Source organism: Rhizobium sp. OAE497 (assembly GCF_040546565.1).
Taxonomy (GTDB): Bacteria; Pseudomonadota; Alphaproteobacteria; order Rhizobiales; family Rhizobiaceae; genus Rhizobium.
Genome location: NZ_JBEPOA010000001.1, coordinates 2,392,385 through 2,407,432 on the forward strand (window position 1 = coordinate 2,392,385; position 15,048 = coordinate 2,407,432).

General features: G+C 57.3%; 9 protein-coding genes. 2 read left to right on the top strand and 7 right to left on the bottom strand.

The genetic code is table 11. The features are described from left to right. Positions 1 to 213: 213 nt before the first annotated feature. The 7 genes from ABIE40_RS12285 to zorA all read right to left on the bottom strand — a co-directional run bounded on the left by ABIE40_RS12285 (position 214) and on the right by zorA (position 9,747). Entirely contained in the window at positions 214 to 660 is a 447-nt protein-coding gene (locus tag ABIE40_RS12285) for a hypothetical protein (RefSeq protein WP_199629240.1), read from the bottom strand. Positions 661 to 1,486: 826 nt separating this feature from the next. After that, complete coding sequence (locus tag ABIE40_RS12290; protein ID WP_354541012.1) at positions 1,487 to 2,101, bottom strand: hypothetical protein; 615 nt, start codon at positions 2,099 to 2,101, stop codon at positions 1,487 to 1,489. Beyond that, positions 2,070 to 2,288 (bottom strand): ASCH domain-containing protein, encoded by a 219-nt coding sequence (locus ABIE40_RS12295; RefSeq protein WP_354541013.1) that lies wholly within the window; start codon positions 2,286 to 2,288, stop codon positions 2,070 to 2,072. The genes ABIE40_RS12290 and ABIE40_RS12295 overlap by 32 nt, the downstream gene beginning before the upstream one ends. A gap of 19 nt (positions 2,289 to 2,307) precedes the next feature. After that, positions 2,308 to 5,406 (bottom strand): DEAD/DEAH box helicase, encoded by a 3,099-nt coding sequence (locus ABIE40_RS12300; protein WP_199629242.1) that lies wholly within the window; start codon positions 5,404 to 5,406, stop codon positions 2,308 to 2,310. A gap of 7 nt (positions 5,407 to 5,413) precedes the next feature. Further along, positions 5,414 to 6,721, bottom strand: coding sequence for an EH signature domain-containing protein (locus ABIE40_RS12305; RefSeq protein WP_199629243.1), 1,308 nt, complete (start codon positions 6,719 to 6,721; stop codon positions 5,414 to 5,416). Continuing rightward, the gene (locus ABIE40_RS12310) at positions 6,718 to 7,614 is read right to left on the bottom strand and encodes an OmpA family protein (protein WP_354541014.1); all 897 of its coding nucleotides are present in this window, start codon (positions 7,612 to 7,614) and stop codon (positions 6,718 to 6,720) included. The genes ABIE40_RS12305 and ABIE40_RS12310 overlap by 4 nt, the downstream gene beginning before the upstream one ends. A 102-nt stretch (positions 7,615 to 7,716) precedes the next feature. Further along, positions 7,717 to 9,747 carry an anti-phage ZorAB system protein ZorA gene (zorA, locus tag ABIE40_RS12315; protein WP_199629245.1) on the bottom strand — a complete coding sequence of 677 codons (2,031 nt, stop codon included), beginning with the start codon at positions 9,745 to 9,747 and terminating at the stop codon, positions 7,717 to 7,719. A gap of 356 nt (positions 9,748 to 10,103) precedes the next feature. On the opposite strand from zorA, the gene ABIE40_RS12320 reads away from it, so the two are divergent. Continuing rightward, positions 10,104 to 13,139 carry a BPTD_3080 family restriction endonuclease gene (locus ABIE40_RS12320; protein ID WP_199629275.1) on the top strand — a complete coding sequence of 1,012 codons (3,036 nt, stop codon included), beginning with the start codon at positions 10,104 to 10,106 and terminating at the stop codon, positions 13,137 to 13,139. Then, entirely contained in the window at positions 13,139 to 15,046 is a 1,908-nt protein-coding gene (locus tag ABIE40_RS12325) for a GmrSD restriction endonuclease domain-containing protein (RefSeq protein WP_199629246.1), read from the top strand. The genes ABIE40_RS12320 and ABIE40_RS12325 overlap by 1 nt, the downstream gene beginning before the upstream one ends. Positions 15,047 to 15,048 lie beyond the last annotated feature (2 nt).

Genomic DNA, 15,048 nt, shown 5'->3' on the forward strand with positions numbered 1-15,048 from the left:
GCTCTCCTGCTCGCAAGCCAGCCTCCGGTCCGCGCGGCTATCGCCATTCGCCGAGGACGGCCTTTTGCGGCCGATTAAAAGGCTGCGCCTTTGTCCCAATGCAAGCGTCCCGATTGGCATGCCTCCGGGGCCGACACCCCAAGAGCTGTCCGGCTGCGGGGGAGCGAAGACGTGGGGGCTGAGCGAGTGGGCCCGTTGCACCCACGTCGCGGTTTACATACGCAGCAACGAAACCGTGACGTCGCTGCTGCACGCAGCTGAGGAATAGTCCTTCATCAGTACACCATTGACTTCGATGCCTGAGAAGGCAGCCGTATCGCGAGCAGCGACTGCAATGAACACTTTGCAGTCCGCTTCAGAAAGGCCATCAAGGGAGAGCTTATAGTGCGCAACGGAATTATCGGGCAACACTGTCATGCGAGCGTTGTGGTCGCTAAGGAATAAATGTCCCTTTAGCTCGTTAGCAACCTGGTTCTCGGCGTCCTTTGGGTTGGCGACGTGCTGAAACGCGGCGTTTTCCGCTACAGATCGGAAGTATTCCATTGCCTGGAGTACCTCTGTTGAATGGGTCGGCAGAGTAATGAATTCGGACTTCGCGGAGTTGAAGCCGCATGCAAAAACGAGTGTGGTAAGCGCTATCGATCGGGATTTCACAATCATGGCCTCTGTTTAAACGACCCACGATCTAGCGTACCCTTCTAAACAACTTGGCAGCTCTACCGTTAAAATTGAGCTCAACTCAGTTAAGGTACAGTGCCGCTCTCCTTGACCAACCTTTGTTGAGCTGGCTGTTTGAGTTTTGAGTTAGGCCGGCGTCCCCGAAATTGTGATGAAGCGCTGGCTATTGGTCAGTTCGGCTGCCATCGATGTCTTGACCTTCGCGCCCAGGAACTTTCGGTTATTGTGCTGCTGTGCCGGGTCGTCGCCACCCGGTAGATGGAGGAGGTAACATGCCACGAGAGAAATCGAAGCCGCGCCTCGCATTCGCCTTACCGGAGATCGAGGTCGGTGACTGGCACGGGGAGTTCGCTGGCTCACCCTCGGGCAAAATTGGCCAGCACATATACAACCGGGGCCGCCGATCATGGTCGTGGAGTTTACCTACTTACTTCTCGGAGCGGTGGTCATTTCGCCGGTCAGTAAATTCCACTGGCCAGCATTAGTCTCGTTCTGTGTCCGGACGCCGTTGACACCCGAGAGAGTCGAAGCCGGTCTCATGTTTAAATCCGATGAAATCCCGTCCGTGAATGTCAGCTTCGAAGTCACGCGACAGCAGTTCACCGAGACCTGTTGGCTGTTCAGAGAAAAATTGCTCACGGACTTTCATTTCCGGATTGGGCCTGGGACAGATAACCATTGGCCGCTGGAGAGCTGGGGAGCGAGTTTTCGCCTTTAATCGACCGCTATGTGCAGATGTCTCGCCAAAGTCGTCTCCGTGCTCGCCCACGCCTAACCGAGATATCGGACGACCAAATGGTCTCTCCCATCACTTTGTTATCCGAATTCTATATTGAAAGGGCGCACCTTCATCGACCAAAACGCGATCTCCTGCCCGAGCATCATGGTGCCGGAAGAAGGAACCAATCCATCCCCTTGCCCGAAAAAGCTTCTTCGTACCATCCAGGTCGGTTACTACCATGGGGCCGCCATCCCACATGATCGATATATCCCGAGCAGCCTTCTCTGCCTTGTTGGAGCCGCCAACGGCATCGATCGGAAATCGATCGAAAAACTCGCGAAGATATACATGGTTGTGATCGATATTTCCCTGAGTCAGCACGCTTTGACCGATTTGCCGCCACCCCACCTCAGGCAGCAGACCGCCCGTTTCGTCATCGTCCGACCGCGTGATCGCAGAGGCCGGCTCTGGAAGGGTTTCACGAAGCGCTGAAATCTGCCCCTGAACGGCCAAGCTTACGTTTTCGCTTAACTCGACCCATGTCACGGCACCGTTTGGGTGCTTGTAGCGCACTGGCGTCGGAAGCCTTATGACGTCAGTCAGAAACCAGGGCCTGTTCCATTTGGCAACAACACCTGAGCGTATCATCTCTTCCGGAATACGATGGTGTTCAAAAGCCTCGATCATTTCGTGCGGGCTCATAGGATCGCCAGCCGCCGGCCAATCGCGCGATGCCGTAAACACAGCCCATCCCTTTCCAGATCAAACCAAACCATCCGCGGTGGCTGGTTCCGGTGGAGCGCATCTCCCAATCTTTCTGGCCACTCAAGATCAAACTGATCCAAGGCGCATCTATGACCAGCCCTTTGCTCACCCAAACATCGTTCATTAAAATCTGCCGTTCTATATCAATGGATGGGGTAGGAACCGTCAGCTTCTCGCGGCGGCAATTCCAGCTCGTCGCGAGCAAACATGGCCGCTATGGTCTTGCCGAGAGGGTCAGCCTCCATGCCTAACGGCTCGGACGCCATGCCCTGCTGAAGGCCAGCAACGTCGTCATCGACGTCACCCATGGGCCAAAGCGCAGAACTGGCGAGCCGACGCTTCCGCGTCATCAAGCTCTGGAGAAGGCAGTCAAAAGACTGCTCACGATAGCCTTCATGGATGGCCATGGGCAAATGCACCGTAACAGGTCGCGTCTGGCCAATCCGGTGTACGCGATCGTTGCACTGTTCCTCAACCGCCGGATTCCACCAACGCGATAGGTGGATGACGTGGGTCGCCGCCGTTAGCGTCAACCCGGTGCCCGCTGCCCTCGGTCCGAGAACCAGCAGGTCGAACCCCTGGTCGTCATCCAGATGGCGCTGGAAACGGTTCACAATTACCTGACGTTGAGGAATGGGCGTGTCGCCGTTGATGAGGTCGACTCGCGGCAGACCTAATTCACTGCGAACCAATTCAATGAAGCGATACTGCATCTGCCTGTGCTCGATGAAGACAAGGGCGCGTTCATTGTTCGCTTTGATGCGCTTCAGGATATCCATGGCAGCCTGTAGCCGCGCAGACGCTACGACGAACTCATCGTTACTTGCTTTGATCTCCAGCGCCGGATGGACGGAAACGCTGCGAATGTGATGAAGCATCTTCAGCTGTGCGCCCATGCCGCCTCGCGCAAGCTTCAATCGGGCATCGTCATACGCCAAGGCCTGAACGTCAGGCATCAGACGAGGATGAATACGACGGGATTTGCCCGGCAAATCGGTTGCGACCGTTTCCTTCAGGCGGCGGACAGCAAGAGGCGGCGTGCCGCCACGGGGCAGAAAAACCCTGCTGTGCAGCTCGGCCATATTGTCTTCCTCTGGCTTCGCATAGCGTTGACGGAAATCTTTGAGGCTGTCGAGCGATCCCGGTGCCATTTGGTCCATGATTGCCCAGAGGTCAACAGTGGCATTCTCGATAGGTGTACCGGTGAGGCCAATTCGAAAATCAGCATTGATTGAGCGAGCAGCAACTGCGCGGAGGCTAACAGGGTTTTTCAAGGCCTGGATTTCGTCAAAGACAACGGCGGAAAAGGGTATGCGAGCCAGCGAATGCTGATAATTCGTCAGCGTCGTATAAGTGGTGAGAAGCCAGTAGCGATGCGCCCGCCCCTCTGCCACGGCTTCATGCAGCGCGCCCAGGTCAAGCTTTGCCTCCCCGTCGTCCGTGTCCTTGCCCTTCGCTCCCGTCAGCTTGCGTCCACCGATACTCGATCCATAGAGGCGGATCAGATGACCCAGCCCGGGCTCGTGCATGTGCCGGGCGACTTCCTGCTCCCAATTTTCGAGAAGGGATGTTGGCGCAACAACGAGAACAGGTCCCCTGCTCTGTGCTTGTGGACGAGCGATCACTTCCTTGAGCCATGCCAGGAAAGAGATGGTTTGGAGCGTTTTGCCGAGGCCCTGTTCATCGGCATTGAGCACGCCCGGCAATCCGGCCCGCCACGCGCCTACCTGCCAGCTGAAACTCTCCCTCTGATGCCCTTTCAACGGCGTTCGAATGCCCTCGGGCAGCTTGTCCGGCAACTCGGACATGCGCGGCCTGAGCTTAGCGAGCCATTTGAGATCGTCGTAGTTCACTTCGGTATCGAGAACGAATGGCCCGACCTTTTCATGCTTTTCCTCATCGTCGCCACCGTCGTCGATGTCTCCCGACACCATCCGCTCGTCGATGAGCTTCAGCATTTCCGGTCGAGCGGGGACCTCCAAATCCTCGAAATCGACGGTCGGCCTTCCAGCCTCAATTGCTTCCTGGATGTGCTCACGCAGGGTTTGCAATTCGGCAATGCCCTGTCTGTCGAGGATGTCGATCAGGCGTGCGCTGAAGTCCTCCGGTAGCCAGGTTGTCCCGCTATCCTCGAACTCGCCGAGACCCGGCTTTTCGTACTTGACGACGCCGGTAACGCGTTCGGAAAACTCTCGGGTTTCAACGAGTACGGGACCAACCGCTGCCTCTATGGCTTCCTGCTCGGCCTGGGGCGACAAACCGTCCAATTGCCCGGAAGAACGGAGCTGCGCCTCCATTGCTTCCGTTACTCGTGGTAAGGGATTACGGATGAAGGCGCGCCGCTCCTCGGGTGCTGCCTTCTGCATTTCAGCCATCACGGCAAGGGCTGGTGACGCTGACTGTTCGACCACCACATAACGACCAGGAGATAGTCGATAGGCGGGCAGCGCCCCCCTTCCCCTTACCAATGTCTGAAATCGCTGCAGGTCTAGTCCCTGTACCTCGCTCATGGACTCGGAAACCTCGGCGGCTTCAGAAGCGCTACCATGCGCCTCCAAGGTATCACCAGAGAACGGTACCACGTCGAAGTCCGTCTCCCCCTTTGGCGAGAGTGAAAAGCGGTCGACGAGACGCACCTCCAGACCGCTCAGAAAATCTGTCATAGAGATACGCGACGCCTCGTCCGAGGCTCCGCCGACGGCACCAGGATCAAGTGCCTTGCGGAAACGTCCGAGCGCCTCCCAATCGGCGGCGTCGTTTCCATCCGGCCTGTAGGCGTCGGCGATGGCGATTGCGTCCATCATCCACACAGGAATTCGTCGCAAACCGTTTGCCGTTTCGAGAATGGCTCCAGTTCGACGTGGCATTTGCCGTTGGCCGTTGCGCGACCATTCGTACCTAAGTCGGAAACCTGACGAACCGACAATTCCCTCCGCATCGGTCTTCAGCGTCATCTCTACCAGAGGCGGCAGACCGAGTACTGCGCCCGTTTCACCGGTGACGGACGCAGCGATACGATGGGACATGACGATGCGATCAGAATCGATCGAAAGCTGTTCGCCGAGCGTGTCCGCTGCCGCCCGTAGATCGGCGATGGCATAGGCCAGTGAACGTTCGTCGGGGCTCAGGTTCTGAAGATCAGATTTGACACTACGGCGCACCAACCGGTGCAGTAGACCCGCGCGCTCGTTCTTTGCGGACAGGGTGATTGCATCTGAAGAGAAAGAAGCGTCCAATTTCATTTTTCACCTAGATGTGTTCCAAGACCCAACTCTGCCAATCGCCGTTGTGTGATTTCGCATTCGATCCCGGAATGAACCTGATTGCTTCACAATCGTATCGCCACTGGTAGAGCGCAGGCGCTCGCGGGTTGGACTCGTCGAAAATGTGGACCTTATAGCTGTGTGAGCCCTCGACGACGATTTTCCTGCCGATCTTCAGCACGAGCAGCGATGTATTCGCGCGACCATAGCCTGCCGTTTGCACGCCAAATCTCAAGGTCCCCTTACCTCCTGCCCCGCGTCGCCGGGCCTCCTTTGCGGCGGAATCGCTGAACGCAACCCAGGCCGCATCAATACGGCCACGATCATGCAAGCCGAGCCAGAACCTCCTGCGAGGCTCCCACATGTGGCTGTCTTCCACCTCAGAGACGACATCGAGGAAGAAACGGATGTTCTCGCCCGTCAGCCAGCGCAGGATTACCGCCATCCTGTCTTCAGCTACGGCTGACCAAACGCCGCCACGCTGGACACGAGGATCACCGTAAATGCCGATGATGTTCTCTGTCAGATAGCGTAGGTCATCGGGTTTCGGAGAATGCCTGACCCAGTGTCCAAGCAGAGCCGAGATCGCCTCGCCGGCGCCGGTCGTCTTCGCCTCCCTGCCCTCCGGCTTCAGCCACTCGATCAGCCGCTCCATCTCCACTCGCTGGTCGAGATGCGGTTCGATCTGCTTCACATAGGCGAGGTGGACAGCATTCATCAGACCAGGTGCATGAGGGCTGCGAATACCGAGTTTCTGTAGGCCGATCCAGAGATCGTCCATCAGCACCATCTGTCGCGCGACCGCATCGGCCACTGCATCGGGCGAGAGCATCTCGGGGATGGCATCGAGCATCATACGCCAGCGAGCCCCGAGACGCACCGCCGCTGCCGACAATGCATCGGCCAATTGCCACGTATGTTCCGCCTTGGCATCAAAACTGTCCATGTAGATGGAGAACATTCCGCCGAGAAAGCCGGCCCGGGTCGAGGCGCGGGTCTCGCTATAATAAAAATCTCGCATCTCTGCCAAATCAGACCTCGTGCGGCGATCCTCGTCGAACAACGCCCTGCCAGCGCTTGTAATCAGCGAAAGCTTCGTGTCCTCCCAGTCGTTACGCTCCAGTTTGTCCCGAACCATGACCACGAGTTTCTCGCGATCTTTCTCGGGCGGATCAGCGACGACATCCGGCCAGCGGGACAGGATTCGCTCTGTCCTGGATACAAGTGAGTTCAAAGCCGGCAAGCCGGGCCTAGCGAACTGACGGGTCTGGGAGATGCTCTTGCCGAGGCTCAATTCGCGATACCCCCGGAGCTGTTTCGGCTCAACGCCTGGCGAATGCGGTCGATCTCCGCCGACTGGCTTGGTGTGTACATGATGATTCGCAGGTCGACGCGGCGGTTCGTATCCCGTCCCTCCTTCGTCGAGTTGTCCCTAACCGGGCGCATTTGGCCGTATCCTGCGACGGACAAAACGGGTTGATGTCGGAAGTTCAGAAAATCGACTAGCTCGCCGGATTTGCCGAGAATTGTAGAAAAAGTGCTGTTTGCGCGATTGGTAGACAGCGCCAGGTTAGCCGTAAAATCCCCGGTCGAGTCGGTATGTCCCTCAATCTGCAAAGCTTCAATAATCGCATTGCCTGGATTGCATTCGGCCGTCCACTTCGAACGTGGGCCAATCGTATAGCAGGGCAAAATCTGCGATAGCCTCGTTGCGACAGTTTCCACGATTGCCCTCCGGTCGGGGCGCAACGTGGACGATCCGGTTGCAAATAGGCCGTCGCCCTGAAAGCGCAAAGCGTCGGTTTCCTCACTGATAACCACCTCGAGATCAGGAAAATCGATCTTCAGCTGATCGCGTAGAGTTTCGAGAATTCGTCGTCTCTCGATCGCCGACGTGGCCAGGTAGGCCTCCAGTGGGTCAACTTTCCGAAGCTTTTCGAGCGCCTCTCTCAGCTCCTTGATCTCAGCCTGCAGCTTCGCGATCTCAGCCTGTAACCGCTCGATCTCCATCTGCTTCTTGTTGATCTCCTCCCGGAGCGTGATGATCGTCGCCTCATGAGAAACAATGATTTCCCGCAGGCGGACTATCTCCTTTTGCGCGTCATTCCTTTGTTTGATGACCTCCTCGTGTATGGCCCTGGGTACGGTGTCCTTTTCGCTATATTGCTGGGCGAAGTAGGCCAGCAAAAAGGATGATGATGAAGAGGAAGCTGACAGTCATGTCTGTCATGGACACAAATGCGCTCTCCTCCTCTTCCTCTCTGTAACGCGTTCGGAAACCGCCTCGCATCAGGCTCTCCGCGACTGCGGAGCGAATTGCTCGGCCTGTTCAACGATTTCACGCATGGTATCGAGCGCAGGATTCAGCCTTTCCTGCAGATCGCGCACGTGGCCGAACATCCCTTGGACGGCCTTCTCCACATTTTCCGTGTAGAGATCGAAAGCCTGGCCGAGCTTTCCATCCATTTCATCGAGACGGTCGCCCTGCCCCTTTAGACGTTCCAGCATCACAGAGACACCGCCCAGCGCGTTCTCGATGGATTTCGCTTCCGCCTGGAGTATTTCCTTCGCAGCGGCAAGAGCAGAGGCAGCGGACTCGGCGGTCGCCTCAGCAGACCTCGATACGGTGCTCGCCGCGTGTTGCGTGCTGTCAGTAAGTTGCCGGATCGAACCTTCCATGCGATCCACGACGGCCTTCACGGGAGTGACAGCAGTCACAAGGGAACTTACCGCCCCATTGAAGGTACCCGCGGCCTTTTCCGAAGCATCGGCACCAGCCTTCACTCCGTCGGCCATGCGCCGCATGTCTGACGTGCCTTCATTGAGCTGCTTGACCAGACCTTCCAACCTGCTGCCGATTTCAGCCAAAGGAGCGAGCAAGCCAGCGCCGGCTTTCTCGGAAACCTCCTCCGCGACCCGAGCAATCTCCGCACTGGTGCGGCTGAACACGTCCGCCACGTCCTTGCCAGCATCGCCGATAGCCGAGCTGACTTGTTGACTTGCAAGTTTCATGCGCTCCTGAGCGGCCTCTGTTCCTGTCCGTGCTGCGGCCTCGATCTCCTGTTTGAAGGATTCAGCGGCCTGGCGCATGTCCTCAGCCGCTGCCGACATGGCGCGCGCACCTTCGCCGGTATTGTCGCGAATGCCCTCGAGTGTCCGATTCATGACCGCGAGGAGCTTCTCTGCACCTTCGTTGAACGTCCCCCCGGTTACCTCGGCCGTATTCGTGATAGCCGCACGCAGGTCTTCCACAGCTTGGGCGACACGTTCTGTCACCCCCTCCATCTCCGAGCCTATCCGCCCCGAGCTTTGATCCAGCCGATCAGCAAGTAATCCAAGCCTCTCACCTGCATCAGAGATTTTCTGACTCGCCTCGGTCAGCGCGATACCGATAGAATCCGTGAGCTTGTCCGAAATCCCGGACACCATATCTCCGACGCCCTCTGCGCCGAGTTTACCCACTCTTTCTACAATAGGAGCCATGGCTCCAGCGATCGAACTCTGGATTGCCGCTGGGAGCTCCTCCCTCAAGGGACGGCCAATCTCCGCGACCAACTCCATGCCGATCAATCGAAAATGCTCCCGCTGTTCCCGGGTTGCCTTCAGCTGCTCTGTGGCAAGGGCCTCCAGACTTATGTAGGTGAGACGCTGCTCAATGGCGGCACACAGATCATGGATCGACTGCTCCAGTCGCCCGTAGATGCTTCTAAGAAGAATCGTGAAGACGATTGAGCAGAAAAGGCCCGTCAACGACATAATGAATTTTGCCGAAGCCACAGAAAGCAGCTGTCTCATGACGCCGCTATCGATCTCTGCTCCTTGTGCCATCGTCGAGAGAGCGGCGATCAACCCCAGGAATGTCAGAAAAAGCCCAACCGAAACAAAAAGCCCGGGTACGATGCGCCAAAAGCCGACCCCAAAGCCCAAATCCTCTGGATTGAGAAACATGGACGGTCGGACGGCGTTGCGAAGCACGAGCTTGCCGTGTTCCTCATGAGGTACAAGCGTCTCTCTGTATTTCTCCCACGCGGCCGCCAATTGCCGGCGATACCTGTTCGTGCCTGTTTTCTTGATTGAGGCGGACAGAACGTCGATGTCACGACTGAAATCAGCGCCTGTCGGGCTGTTCTGAATTTCACGTCTGAGCCACTGAACTGCTTTCCGGCGCTGAAAGACTTCTCGAAAGAAAGCCGCAGTAAAAACCACCAGAAGAACGACGATTCCTAGAGCGACAATACCGGGAGCAGCCGCATCCTTTACAAGATAATTCGCCGCGCCAAGAATCGAGGCAACGACGAAACTTCCAATTTCCTGAACCACTTAATCCCATCCCCAACCACTGCCCATGAGCGGTAACGGATTGGAAACTATTAGAGGCACGGTCGTGCAATCAAGCACACCCGGGCGGTTTGACCAAAACTCCACAAAATTGAACCGCGATGTGATTTATTTTCCACAACTTGCAAAAGAGTGCCCGAACCTTATGGTGAAGTCCGCGAGACCGGAGATTCCTTTGCCGCTCCCGGGAAGCAAGTCCCCAACGTCTTGAATACTGTTGCAATGCGGAAGTAATTTCCGTGTGCAACTCTTTGCGACATGTAGCAATCCGCATCGTAGGAGTTGCATCACTCTCACGAGGTCGATTGAATGGCGATGCCGATTCTGGGACAGATTGCATGACCAAGCCATTTTACGCCGAGCCAATTCTCAATTCGCCGTACGACGTTCCCACACGCCATCATGCGCTGTCCGAAAATGGCGAGCCGCTCAATCAACCGCCCATTGAAGGCCGACGCCGGTCGAAATACGTGGCACCCGTTCCGAAGAGCCGCAAGATCAAAGCAGATGCCAAAAAGCAGGCTACGCTTGATCTCGACCAGACCAAGGACGGCAGCAGCCACTATAACCCTACGCCGATCATCAACGAAATTCGCGGCCACATCGCGTCATGGCGTTCAATTCCCAATCCAAACGACTGGGGCGTGACGCCCGTTACCCAGCGATTGCTCCAATATTGGCGAAGCGACAACTTCTCCGGCCCTCGCCCCTTCTATTGCCAGGTGGAGGCCGTAGAAACGGCGATCTGGCTTGCCGAGGTGGCACGCAAGAACAAGCAGTACGCTCACATCTTCCGCCATCTCGAAGAAGCAAACCGAGATGCCAACCCTGAAATCTTTCGTCTTGCGCTGAAGTTGGCCACCGGCGCCGGCAAGACAACTGTCATGGCCATGCTCATTGCCTGGCAGGCGATCAATGCCGCCCGGCAGCCGAACTCCAGTTTGTTCTCGCGAGGCTTCCTCATCGTTGCGCCCGGTATCACCATCAAGGACCGTCTGCGCGTGCTGAAGCCTTCGGACGGCAACAGCTATTATCGTTCCCGAGAACTTGTTCCGCAGGACATGATGCCTGACTTGAACAAGGCGAAGATCGAGATCGTCAACTACCACGTCTTTCAGCGACGCAAGGCCCATGAACTGAATGCGGTCGGCCTCCGCCTGATGAAGGGCTGGAAGGGCGAAGCAATCGAGGAGCTCGAGACGGAGGGAGCGATGCTGCAGCGCGCATGCGGCGATCTCCTGCAGATGAAGAATGTCGTAGTCATCAACGACGAGGCGCATCACTGCTATCGCGAACGTGCCGGGAGCCACGAAGAGGATGAATTGAAGGGCGAGGAAAAGGACGAGGCCAAGGAAAACAATGAGGCGGCGCGCCTTTGGATTTCAGGCATCGAGGCGCTGAAGCGCAAGGTCGGCGTCCGCGCGGTTTACGACCTCTCGGCAACACCGTTCTTCCTGCGTGGATCGGGCTACGAGGAAGGGACGCTTTTTCCTTGGGTGGTCTCTGACTTTTCGCTCGTCGACGCCATCGAGTGCGGCATCGTCAAGCTGCCTCGTGTTCCTGTGTCGGACAATGCCGTGAATGCCGCAACTCCGGTGTACCGCAATCTGTGGGACCACATCGGCAAGAAGATGCCGAAGAAGGGGGCGGGCAAATCCGGCGATCTTGATCCGTTGAGCATACCTGCCGAACTACAGACCGCGCTCTACTCGCTCTACTCCCACTACGAGAAGGAGTACGACGCTTGGCAAAAGGCCGGTATCGGCGTTCCGCCGGTGTTCATCGTCGTCTGCAACAACACCGCCAGCTCAAAACTGATCTTCGAATGGATTTCCGGCTGGGAACGGGAGGTCGAAGGCGAGCGCCAGACCAAGCACTACGGGCATCTGGAGCTCTTCCGAAACTACGATGACCGCAACGGCAATCGGCTGCCGCGCATGAACACGCTGCTGATCGACTCGCAGCAGCTCGAATCGGGCGAGGCGCTCGACGCCAAGTTCCGCGACATGGCTGAAGCCGAAATCGATCAGTTCCGTAGGGAGATCAAGGAGCGCGAGGGTGCCGCCGCGGCCGACAAGCTCTCGGACTCGGAACTCTTGCGTGAAGTGATGAACACCGTCGGGCAGAAGGGCCGGCTCGGCGAACAGGTGCGGTGCGTCGTCTCCGTGTCGATGCTGACGGAAGGCTGGGATGCCAATACGGTCACCCATATTCTTGGGGTTCGCGCTTTCGGTACGCAATTGCTCTGCGAGCAGGTGATCGGCCGTGGCCTGCGCCGCCAGTCCTATGAGCTGAACGACAGGGGGTTGTTCAACACCGAATACGCCGACATCCTCGGGATTCCCTTCGACTTCGCCACCGAGCCCCAGGAAGTAACCCGAACACCACCGAAGCCGACGACACGTGTCCATGCGCTGAAAGAGCGCAACGACCTTTCCATCCGCTTTCCGCGCGTTGCCGGTTATCGCGCCGAGCTACCCTCCGAGAGCTTTTCGGCAAATTTCTCGGGCGATTCAGTTCTCGACCTGACGCCGGAACTGGTCGGGCCTTGTACGGTGCGGCTCGAGGGGCTGGTGGGCGAAGGCCATGACATCTCTCCGGATGCGCTCGATGACATGCGGCCAAACACCGTCGCCACGCATCTCACCAAGAAGCTGATCGAGATGTATTTCCGGGAGCCGGATCAGGACGTTCCCTATTACCTCTATAATCAGCTCCAGCCCATTACGCGGCGCTGGATTGCCACTTGCCTGAAACTCACTGGTGGCACCAGGGCGGGCATGCTGACCTATGCCGAGCTGGCGGAGAAGGCCTCCGAACTCATCTACCAAGCCATCGTCCGCAGCGCCGGCGAGGATGGGGAGAGTGTCGTGAAGGCGATGCTCGATCCGTACAATCCGCACGGCTACACCGACCACGTGTCCTTCATCACGACCAAGCAGACGCTCTGGGAAACCCGCCTTTCCCACGTGAACTACGTCGTCTGCGACAGCGATTGGGAGGCGGAATTCGCCCGCGTCGTGGAAGCGCACCCAGCTACGATCTCCTACGTGAAGAACCAGGCGCTCAGTTTCGAAGTACCCTATCGCTCCGGCAGCGTGCCGCGCCGCTACCTGCCGGATTTCATTATCCAGCTCGACGACGGCCGCGGGCCGAATGATCCGCTGAACCTGGTCGTCGAGGTCAAGGGCTTCCGAGGCCTCGATGAACAAATCAAGGCCGAGACCATGACGAACCTCTGGGTCCCCGGCGTCAACAACCTAAAGGTCTATGGCCGCTGGGCCTTTGCCGAATTCCGCAATGCTTTTGCGATGGAAGAAGACTACAGCAAGTTGGTAGCTAACTTTAGCGCGAGAATTCCTGAGGAGGCATGATGGCTGGCGCAACGTTTAAGACGAATCCATTTTCGCTGCACGAATTGCTCAGCAACTGCCAAAAAGGCGTTCTCCAACTTCCTGACTTTCAACGCAGCTGGGTATGGGACGAAGATCGCATTAAAAGCCTGATTGCTTCCGTCTCGCGCGCGTTCCCGGTGGGCGCACTAATGACGTTGGAGACTGGCGGCGATGTCAACTTCAAACCCCGTCCAGTTGAGGGCGCGCCGGATTCAGCAAAGCCTGTTTCGCCATCTTCTCTCCTTCTCGATGGCCAGCAGCGGATGACGTCGCTGTACCAGGTCACCCTTCGTAACAAGGTGGTCGAGACCGTCACACCGAAGAACAAACGAGTGAAGCGGTGGTTCTACATAGATATCGAAATGGCGCTCGATGCAGAGGCCAATCGAGAGGAAGCCATCGTAGGCGTGCCTGAAGATAGGATTGCGCGCACTGATTTCGGTCGGGAGATCAGGCTCGACCTCTCTTCGCGGGAACACGAATATAGGTCGATGATGTTCCCACTGACCGAAGTATTCGACTGGGACGACTGGCAGGACGGGTTCAACGACCATTGGCAGGGTGACGAGGGCAAATCCGCAAAGGAGAAGTGGAAAGCCTTCAAGAAGGACGTCCTTGATAATTTCAAATCGTACCAGGTGCCGGTTATCACCCTGGATAAGGCGACGACCAAAGAAGCTGTTTGCACCGTCTTCGAGAAGGTCAATACCGGCGGCAAGCCACTCGACGCTTTCGAGTTGGTGACAGCCATGTATGCGGCGGATGGTTTCGAGTTACGCAAGGACTGGTATGGGGCCGACGGGCAAAAGGGCCGCCATCAACGGCTTGCGGATACTCTCCGGCCGGCTGGGCGGGACACGGGCATCCTCGCCAACGTGGCAAACACCGATCTTCTCCAGGTGATTTCGCTCTTCCATACGCGCGACAAACGACGTACCGCCGTATCTGAGGGAAAGCAGGGCAAGGACCTGCCCCAGGTGACGGGCAATCGACAAGCCCTGCTCAATCTGCCACTAAGTGCATACACCGCCTATTGCGACAAGGCCGAACAGGGTTTCGAGCGCGCTGCCAAGTTTCTGTTCGAACTGAACATCTATAAGGTCGAAGACCTGCCCTATCAGTCGCAGATCGTGCCGCTGGCCGCGATCCTCGCAGAAAACGAGGGGGCCCTTCACCACGCCACACTGAAACAGCAGCTTCAGCAGTGGTATTGGAACGGTGTCTTCGGCGAACTCTACGGCTCTGCCGTCGATACCCGGATAGCAAAGGACTTCATGGAGGTACCTGTGTGGTTGCGGGGCGGCGCGGTGCCTTCAACCGTCAGCGACACGACGTTCCGGTCCGATCGCCTGAAAACAATGCGCATGCGCCTCTCGGCCGCGTACAAGGGTATGAATGCCCTGCTGATGAAGGAAGGCGCGCTCGATTTCCGATCCGGTCTGAAATTTGACCACATCGTCTTTTTCGGCGAGAGCGTCGACATCCACCATATCTTTCCGAAGAAGTGGTGTGAGGACAACAAGATCAAACCGGAAGTTTACGACTCTATCATCAACAAAACCCCGCTGACCTATCGCACCAATCGCATCATTGGCGGCGTCGCTCCTTCGGAATATCTGGCTACCCTCGAGAAGGGCACCAGTACCACCCCACCGATCGAGACTGCGGAGCTCGACACCTATTTGTCCTCACATCTTGTCGATCCGTCGTTGTTACGGGCCGACAGGTTCACCGAATTCATGGCCGAGCGGCAGAAACAGCTTCTCGCGCTGATCGAGAAGGCAACAGGCAAGCAGGCTTATCGCGGAGATCAGCCGGAAGAAGGGGTCGACGCCGAGAGCGAGGGCGATGAGGCCGAAGCTCAGCTGACAATCGCGGCGGAGTAGCT

Excerpts from the sequence above, each read along its gene's own strand:
- ABIE40_RS12285 (WP_199629240.1), bottom strand. The coding sequence starts at position 660 with ATGATTGTGAAATCCCGATCGATAGCGCTTACCACACTCGTTTTTGCA.
- ABIE40_RS12290 (WP_354541012.1), bottom strand. The coding sequence starts at position 2,101 with ATGAGCCCGCACGAAATGATCGAGGCTTTTGAACACCATCGTATTCCG.
- ABIE40_RS12320 (WP_199629275.1), top strand. The coding sequence starts at position 10,104 with ATGACCAAGCCATTTTACGCCGAGCCAATTCTCAATTCGCCGTACGAC.
- ABIE40_RS12300 (WP_199629242.1), bottom strand. The coding sequence starts at position 5,406 with ATGAAATTGGACGCTTCTTTCTCTTCAGATGCAATCACCCTGTCCGCA.
- ABIE40_RS12295 (WP_354541013.1), bottom strand. The coding sequence starts at position 2,288 with ATGAACGATGTTTGGGTGAGCAAAGGGCTGGTCATAGATGCGCCTTGG.
- ABIE40_RS12325 (WP_199629246.1), top strand. The coding sequence starts at position 13,139 with ATGGCTGGCGCAACGTTTAAGACGAATCCATTTTCGCTGCACGAATTG.